Source organism: Burkholderia sp. LMG 13014 (assembly GCF_905232215.1).
Lineage (GTDB): Bacteria > Pseudomonadota > Gammaproteobacteria > Burkholderiales > Burkholderiaceae > Burkholderia.
On record NZ_CAJNKE010000291.1, the window covers coordinates 1 to 7,312 of the forward strand.

A 7,312-nucleotide genomic window follows, 5' to 3' on the forward strand; every position below is an offset into this window, starting at 1 on the left:
GTTTGGTTCTAACACCCCCCCCCGCCCCGCCCGCGCCGACGTCGGCCGCCGTGTCGCTGCCCGCGCCCGGCCCCGCGTTGCGCAGCAGCTGCTTCATCAGCGCGTCGGCGACGCCGATCCCGCGCGTCGACATCTGCTGCGCGAGCTGCTGGTCGAGCATCGACGTGTACAGCTTCGACGTATGCGAATCGAACAGCCCGCCGTCGGGCGACGCGTCGCGCATGCTCTTGAGCATCATCTGCGTGAACATCGCGTCGAACTGGCCGGCGACTGCCTTCGCGCCGGCCTGCGGCGACTGCTTCGCCTGCGCGCGCAGCGCGTCGAAACCCTGCACGTCGAGCGCAAAGCGCTGCGTGAGGTCGTTCGCGTTCGGGAGAGAGGCTGCCATTTAGATGATCTCCAGGTCGGCGCGCAGCGCGCCGGCGGCCTTCATCGCCTGCAGGATCGACATCAGGTCCGCGGGCGTCGCGCCGAGCGTGTTCAGCGCCTTCACGACGTCGGCGAGATTCGCGCCGGCCGTCACCATCTTCAGCGCGCCGTTGTCCTGCTTCAGCTGGATCTGCGACTGCTGCGCCACCACCGTCTGCCCGTTCGAGAACGGCCCCGGCTGCGACACGACCGGCTGCGTGTTGACGACGACCGACAGGTTGCCGTGCGCGACCGCGCAGCTCTGCAGCGTGACCATCTGGTTCATCACGATCGAGCCGGTGCGCGCGTTCAGGATCACCTTCGCGGCGGCCTTGTCCGGGCTGACGTCGAGGTTCTGCAGCCGCGCCATGAACGCGACCTGCTGCGCCGAGTCGGCCGGCGCGGCCAACTGGATCGTGCGGCCGTCGAGCGCCGTCGCGGTGCCCGGGCCGAAGCTCGAATTGACCGCGGACACGATCCGCTGCGCGGTGCCGTAGTCCATGTCGTTCAGTTGCAGCTGCAGCACGCCGTTCATCTGCGCGATCGCGTTCGGCACCGCGCGTTCGACGATCGCGCCGCCGACGATCCGGCCGGCCGCGAGCTGGTTCACCTGCACGCGGCTGCCGTTCGCGCTGGCGCCGGCGCCGCCGACCGCCATGTTGCCTTGCGAGAGCGCGTAGACCTGGCCATCGGCGCCTTTCAGCGGCGTCAGCAGCAGCGTGCCGCCGCGCAGGCTCTTCGCGTTGCCGAGCGACGACACGGTGACGTCGAGCGCCTCGCCCGGCCGCGCGAACGGCGGCAGCGTGGCGGTCACCATCACGGCCGCGACGTTCTTCAGCTGCATGTTGCTCAGCGACGACGGGCCGCCGTTCGCCGAACCGTTGTTGATCGAGATGCCGAGGTTCGCGAGCATGTTCGCGAGCGTCTGCGTCGTGAACGGCGTCTGCATCGTCTGGTCGCCCGTGCCGTCGAGACCGACGACGAGGCCATAGCCGATCAGCGGGTTGTCGCGCACGCCCTGGATCTGCGCGAGGTCCTTCAGGCGTTCCGCATGCGCGGGTGCCGCGCCGAGCATGCAGGCCGCAGCCACGAACGCGACGGCGAGCCGTGCGGCGGCATGCGCGCGGGCCGACAGGCGGTTGATCAGGGTCTTCTGCATCGTCATCACCACGGCGCGATGTTGAGGAAGAAGCGCTGCAGCCAGCCCATCGTCTCGGCTTCGTTGATGTAGCCCTTCGACGAGTATTCGATCTTCGCGTCGGCGACCTGCGTCGAGTAGACGGAGTTCGCGCCCGAGATCGTGTTCGGGTTCACGACGCCCGAGAAGCGCACGAATTCGTTGCCCTGGTTGATCAGCATCTGCTTCTCGCCGCTGACCACGAGGTTGCCGTTCGGCAGCACGCCGGTGACGGTCACCGTGATCGTGCCGTTGAACGTGTTCGCCGCGCTCGCGCCGCCGGTCGCCGCGAACTTGTTGTTGCCGGTGGCCGACAGGTTCGCCTTCGCGAACAGCCCGCCGAGGAAGCCGGCCGTCGGCACGTTGAAGTCGGTGTTGCCCTGCCGGTTCGTGTTCGCGCCCGACGACTTGGTCGCGTTGATGTTCTCCGCGATCATGATCGTCAGGATGTCGCCGACGTTGCGCGGCCGCTGATCCTCGAAGAGCGGCCGCCCCGCGTAGCCGGGGTTGTAGATCGAGCCGGGCGCCTGCATCGACATCGGCGCCGGCGGCTGCGCCGTCATCGGCTGCTGGATGATCGGATCGCGCGGAATCTGCGCGCAACCGGCGGCGAGCGCCGCCACCGCGACCGCGCATGCGGCGCGGACGGTGGCTGACGGGAGGAGGCGAACCTGCTTCATGGCGACGACGGGTGTTCCGGTTAGCTCTTCATCTGCGTGACGGTCTGCAGCATCTGGTCGGACGTCGTCACGGCCTTGCTGTTGATCTCGTAGGCACGCTGCGTCTGGATCATGTTGACGAGCTCCTGCACGACGTTCACGTTCGACGCTTCGACATAGTTCTGGTTGAGCGTGCCCGCGCCGTTCAGGCCCGGCTGCGACACGTTCGGCGCACCCGACGACGTCGTCTCGGAGAACAGGTTCTCGCCGCGTGCCTCGAGGCCGGCCGGGTTGATGAAGGTCGCGATCTGCAGCGAGCCGATCTGCACCGAGTTGGTCGAGCCCGCCTGCGTGATCGTCACGACGCCGTCCTTGCCGATCGTCAGCGAGTTCGCGTTCTGCGGGATCGTGATCGCCGGCAGGATCTGGTAGCCGCTCGACGTGACGAGCTGGCCCTGCGCGTTGGTCTGGAACGAGCCGTCGCGCGTGTACGCGTTCGTGCCGTCCGGCATCAGCACCTGGAAGAAGCCCGCGCCGTTGATCGCGACGTCCTTCGAGTTGCCGGTCTGCGTGAGGCCGCCCTGCGTGTACAGGCGCTCGGTCGCGACCTGCTGCACGCCGGTGCCGAGCTGCAGGCCCGACGGCAGCTCGGTCTGCTGCGTCGAGTTCGCGCCGGGCTGGCGGATGGTCTGGTACAGCAGATCCTCGAACACCGCGCGCGACGCCTTGAAGCCGTTCGTGCTGGTGTTCGCGAGGTTGTTCGAAATCACGTCCATCTGCGCCTGCTGCGCATTCATGCCGGTGGCGGCGATGTAGAGCGAACGGTTCACTTTTAAGGTCTCCTGCGTAGGCTGGCGCGGGCGCTCAGCTGAAATTGAGCAGCTGGTTCGCCGACTGCTCGTTCTGGTCGGCCGTCTGGATCAGCTTCGACTGAAGCTGGAACGCACGCGCGTTGTCGATCATCGCGACCATCGCGGTCACCGGGTTGACGTTGCTGCCTTCGAGCGAATTCGGCGCGACGACCACGTTCGGGTCGGCGTCGGCCGGATTGCCGTCGGCGGTGCGGAACAGCCCGTCGTTGCCGCGCGCGAGCGTGGCCGGATCGGGATTGACCAGCTTCATCTGGTCGACGATCGCGACCGCCGTCGGCGGGTCGCCCGGCATCAGCGCGGAAATCGTGCCGTCCTTGCCGATCGTCACTTCCGCGTTCGGCGGCACCGAGATCGGGCCGCCATTGCCGACCACCGGCAGGTTGCTCGCGTTGACGAGCTGGCCGTTCTCGTCGACGTGCAGGTTGCCGGCGCGCGTGTACGCCTCGCTGCCGTCGGCCGCCTGCACCGCCAGCCAGCCCGCGCCCTGCACGGCGACGTCGAGCGGGTTGCCGGTGCGCGTGATCGGACCCGGCGCGTAATCGGCGCCGGGCGTCGACGCGAGCACGTAGGTGCGCGTCGTCGTCGGGTCGACCGTGCTGCCGTCGCCGAAATTCATCGGCACCGCGCGATACGTCGCGAGCTGCGCGCGAAAACCCGTCGTCGACGCGTTCGCGAGGTTGTTCGCGACGATCGCCTGCTGGTCGAGCGACTGCGACGCACCCGTCATCGCCGTGTAGATCAGTCGGTCCATGGCTGCCCGTTATCCGCGCTTACAGGTTGATGAGCGTCTGGTCGACGGTCTGCTGCGTCTTGATCGTCTGCGCGTTCGCCTGGTAGTTGCGCTGCGCGGTGATCAGGTTGACGAGCTGCGACGTGAGGTCGACGTTCGAGTTCTCAAGCGCGCTGCCCTGCAGCGTGCCGTGGTTCGTGCTGCCCGGCGCCGAGATCTGCGGCACGCCCGATGCGGCGGATTCCGCATACTGGTTGCCGCCGAGGTTCACCAGCCCGTTCGGGTTGTTGAAGTTCGCGAGCGCGATCTGGCCGAGCACGGCGGTCTGGCCGTTCGAGTAGTTGCCGGTCAGCTTGCCGTCGGTGCCGATCGTGTAGGTCGTCAGCGTGCCGCTCGCGTAGCCGTCCTGCGCGAGGTTGTTCACGCCGTCCTTGCCGCCGTACTGCGTCGTGCCGGTCAGGTCGAGCGTGAGGCTCTGCGGCGTCGCCGAGCCGTCGGTGTTCGGCACCGTGAACTGGAACTGGCCGACCGACGTGGTCGGCGTGGCCGGCGTGCCCGTCGTCGTGCTCTTGATCGCGCCCGACGAGTCGAACGTGACCGTGCCGAGATCGTTCGTGGCGCCGCCCTGGACGCCCGCGTACGCTTCCCAGACGCCGGACGCCGTCGGCGACTTCACGAAGTACATGTTGACCGGCTGCGAGCCGCCGAGCGAGTCGTACACCTGGATCGACGTCGAGTAGTTGTACGTCGTGTTGTCGGTCGGGTCGAACGGCGTCTTGACCGGCACCGTGTCCTGCGAGTTCAGGTTGAACTGGGCGGTAATCTTGGTCGTCGCGGTCGGCGCGATGTTGGTCGTCGGCGCCTGCAGCGGCACGGTCTGCGCGGTGTTGATCACGCCGTTCTTGTCGGCCATGTAACCCATCAGGTTCATGCCCTGCGCGTTGACGATGTAGCCGTTCTTGTCGCGCTGGAACGTGCCGTCGCGCGAGTACGTCTTCACGCCGTTGTTCGACATCTGGAAGAAGCCGTTGCCGTTGATCGCGACGTCGAGCGACGAGTTCGTCGTGTTGATCGTGCCCTGGCCGAACTGCTGCTCCACCGAGTTCAGCGCCGTGCCGATGCCGATCTGCGAGTTGACCGACGTCGCGACCGAGTTCGCGTACATGTCGGAGAACTGCGCGGTGCTCGACTTGAAGCCGACCGTGTTCGCGTTCGCGATGTTGTTGCCGATCACGTCGAGCGCGTTCGATGCACCCGAGAGGCCGCTCAGACCCTGTTGATAACCCATTTCGGTCTCCGTTTCGAGATTGCTCGATCAGTATCAGTTGGAGGTGGTGCCGCCGGACGACGACGAAGACGACGCGGACGACGTGGTGTTCGGGAAAATCGACGCGACCTGGGTCAGCCCCACCGTCGTGCCGTTCGACAGCACGAGCCCCGCCGTGCCGTCCGCCTGCTTGATCACGCTCTGCACCGTCGACGCCGCGAGCGTCGTGGCCGGCTGCGGCGTGCCGTTGGCGTCGGTGTACGACGCGCTGACCGTGTACTTGCCGTCCGGCAGCGCGTTGCCCGCCGTATCGGTCGGCTTCCAGTTGAACGGCACGGTGCCGGCCGACTGCGCGCCCGCGTTGATCGTGTTCACCACGGTGCCCGCCGCGTTCTTCACGGTGATCGTCAGGTTCGACACCGCGCTCGACAGCGACACGCCGAACGGCGACGCCGCGCCGCTCTTCACCGCGACCGCGTTGCCCGGCGCGAGCACGTTGGTGCCGATCAGCAGCGCGGCCTGCGTCTGCTGGCCGGCCGTGAGCTGCGTCGACAGCGACGAGAGCGACGTGTTCAGCTGCGCGATGCCGCTCACCGTGTTGATCTGCGCGAGCTGCGACGTCATCTGCGAGCTGTCGACCGGGCTGGTCGGATCCTGGTTCTGCAGCTGCGTGACGAGCAGCTTCAGGAACGTCGCCTGCAGGTCGCTCGCCGACGTGCCGTTGGTCGACGACACGTTGTTGGTGTTCATCGTGTCGGTCGGCAGGTTCGACACGTTGGTGCCGTTGCCGCCGATCGTCGTGCTGGAGGAAGTCATCCTGGGTAGCCTTCTGTCGGAACTGTCGAGTCTGTAAGGTCGGTCGGCGCGGCTTACGAGCCGATCGTCAGCGTCTTGAGCATCAGCGTCTTCGCGGTGTTCAGCGTCTCGACGTTGGCCTGGTACGAGCGCGACGCCGAGATCATGTTCACCATCTCCTGCACCGGATCGACGTTCGGCATCTGCACGTAGCCGTTCGCGTCGGCGGCCGGGTTCGACGGGTCGTAGGTCGACTTCATCGGCGACGGGTCGTCCATCACCTTCGTCACGCGCACGCCGCCCACGCCCTGGCCGGACGCGGTGCGCGCGCCGCCGATCGGGTCGGTCGCGAACACGACCTGCTTGGCCTTGTACGGCTTGCCGTCGGGGCCGGTTGCGCTGTCGGCGTTCGCGAGGTTCGACGCGGTGACGTTCAGGCGCTGCGACTGCGCGGACAGCGCCGAGCCGGCGACGCCGAAGATGTTCATCAACGAGGGCATGGAAGCTCCTTTTGCTCGGATTCGGAGGCGGTGCGCGCCGTCACTGGTTCGTCGTGATCGCGGCGATCATCGCCTTGATCTGCTGGGTCATCACGGTCATCCCGGTCTGGTAGTGCAGCGCGTTGTTCGCGAACTGCACGCGCTCGACATCGAGATCGACCGTGTTGCCGTCGAGCGACGGCTGCAGCGGCATCCGGTACTGCGCGCGGCCGTAGTCGTCCGACGGGCCGCCCGTCGGGATCAGCTTCGCGGTGCCGGCCATGTGGCCCGCCGCCGTCGACACCATCGACATGCCGCTCGTCACGCCGGCCGGCTGCGTCATCGGCAGTTGCGCGGCGTTGCTCGGCGCAACGCCGCCGCCCGTCTGCTTCAGCGAGCGCGCGAGCGTCGACGCGAAATCGACGTCGCGGGCCTGGTAGCCGGGCGTGTCGGAGTTCGCGATGTTCGACGACAGCAGTTCCTGCCGGTAGGCGCGCACGTCCAGCGCCTGGCGGCCGAACGCGAATTCCGCATCGAGTTTGTCCAGCATGTGTGCGTCTCTCCGTATGAAGCGCTGCACGCCCCTCGCGCCGGATGGCGACTCGAGAGGCTTTTTTCCATGACAGCGATGGTAGGCGCCGGACGCAACCGGCAATCGGGCGAATAACGCGGCAAAGGCCCCCTCTATTCATCGTTTGCGCGACGGCCCCGCTCCCTAGAATGCGAAGCGGAGCAACGAATCGGGGATATGGCGATGACTGGCAGCGCACTTCGCGGAAGGCACGGGCGGCTCACGCACGTCCGGCGTGCGTTTGCGCTCGCCGCGGCGCTGTGGATCGCCGCCCCGGCCGCCCACGCGGACGACGGGATGATCGTGATTCCAGGGCGCGGCGAGACGGCCGAAACCGCGCTCGCGCACGCCAAT

9 protein-coding genes and 1 pseudogene are annotated in these 7,312 nt (G+C 67.4%); 1 reads left to right on the forward strand and 9 read right to left on the reverse strand.

Features of this window, described 5'->3' with window-relative positions:
• The 9 genes from JYJ84_RS23505 to JYJ84_RS23545 form a co-directional block, all read right to left on the reverse strand.
• Positions 1 to 388, reverse strand: a 388-nt coding sequence (locus tag JYJ84_RS23505; RefSeq protein ID WP_205189520.1) for a rod-binding protein, incomplete at its 3' end; no start/stop codon positions are given.
• The gene (locus tag JYJ84_RS23510) at positions 389 to 1,567 is read right to left on the reverse strand and encodes a flagellar basal body P-ring protein FlgI (protein WP_175222434.1); all 1,179 of its coding nucleotides are present in this window, start codon (positions 1,565 to 1,567) and stop codon (positions 389 to 391) included.
• A gap of 5 nt (positions 1,568 to 1,572) precedes the next feature.
• A complete protein-coding gene (gene flgH, locus JYJ84_RS23515) occupies positions 1,573 to 2,265 on the reverse strand; it encodes a flagellar basal body L-ring protein FlgH (RefSeq protein ID WP_122946455.1) in 693 nt (230 codons plus the stop codon).
• Between the two features lie 20 nt (positions 2,266 to 2,285).
• Positions 2,286 to 3,074: a flagellar basal-body rod protein FlgG gene (gene flgG / locus JYJ84_RS23520; RefSeq protein WP_043184643.1), complete on the reverse strand. Its 789-nt coding sequence runs from the start codon at positions 3,072 to 3,074 to the stop codon at positions 2,286 to 2,288.
• A 34-nt stretch (positions 3,075 to 3,108) separates the two neighbouring features.
• On the reverse strand, positions 3,109 to 3,867 hold the full coding sequence (gene flgF, locus JYJ84_RS23525; protein WP_122946456.1) for a flagellar basal-body rod protein FlgF: 759 nt from the start codon (positions 3,865 to 3,867) through the stop codon (positions 3,109 to 3,111).
• A gap of 19 nt (positions 3,868 to 3,886) precedes the next feature.
• On the reverse strand, positions 3,887 to 5,134 hold the full coding sequence (gene flgE, locus JYJ84_RS23530; protein ID WP_122946457.1) for a flagellar hook protein FlgE: 1,248 nt from the start codon (positions 5,132 to 5,134) through the stop codon (positions 3,887 to 3,889).
• A gap of 33 nt (positions 5,135 to 5,167) precedes the next feature.
• Positions 5,168 to 5,929 carry a flagellar hook assembly protein FlgD gene (locus JYJ84_RS23535; RefSeq protein ID WP_122946458.1) on the reverse strand — a complete coding sequence of 254 codons (762 nt, stop codon included), beginning with the start codon at positions 5,927 to 5,929 and terminating at the stop codon, positions 5,168 to 5,170.
• A gap of 53 nt (positions 5,930 to 5,982) precedes the next feature.
• Positions 5,983 to 6,408, reverse strand: coding sequence for a flagellar basal body rod protein FlgC (gene flgC, locus JYJ84_RS23540; RefSeq protein WP_021164156.1), 426 nt, complete (start codon positions 6,406 to 6,408; stop codon positions 5,983 to 5,985).
• Positions 6,409 to 6,448: 40 nt separating this feature from the next.
• A complete protein-coding gene (locus JYJ84_RS23545) occupies positions 6,449 to 6,937 on the reverse strand; it encodes a flagellar basal body rod protein FlgB (RefSeq protein WP_174963227.1) in 489 nt (162 codons plus the stop codon).
• Between the two features lie 204 nt (positions 6,938 to 7,141).
• Here JYJ84_RS23545 and JYJ84_RS37915 point away from each other — a divergent pair.
• Positions 7,142 to 7,312 (forward strand): annotated as a pseudogene (locus JYJ84_RS37915) (flagellar biosynthesis protein FlgA); the annotation flags it as partial.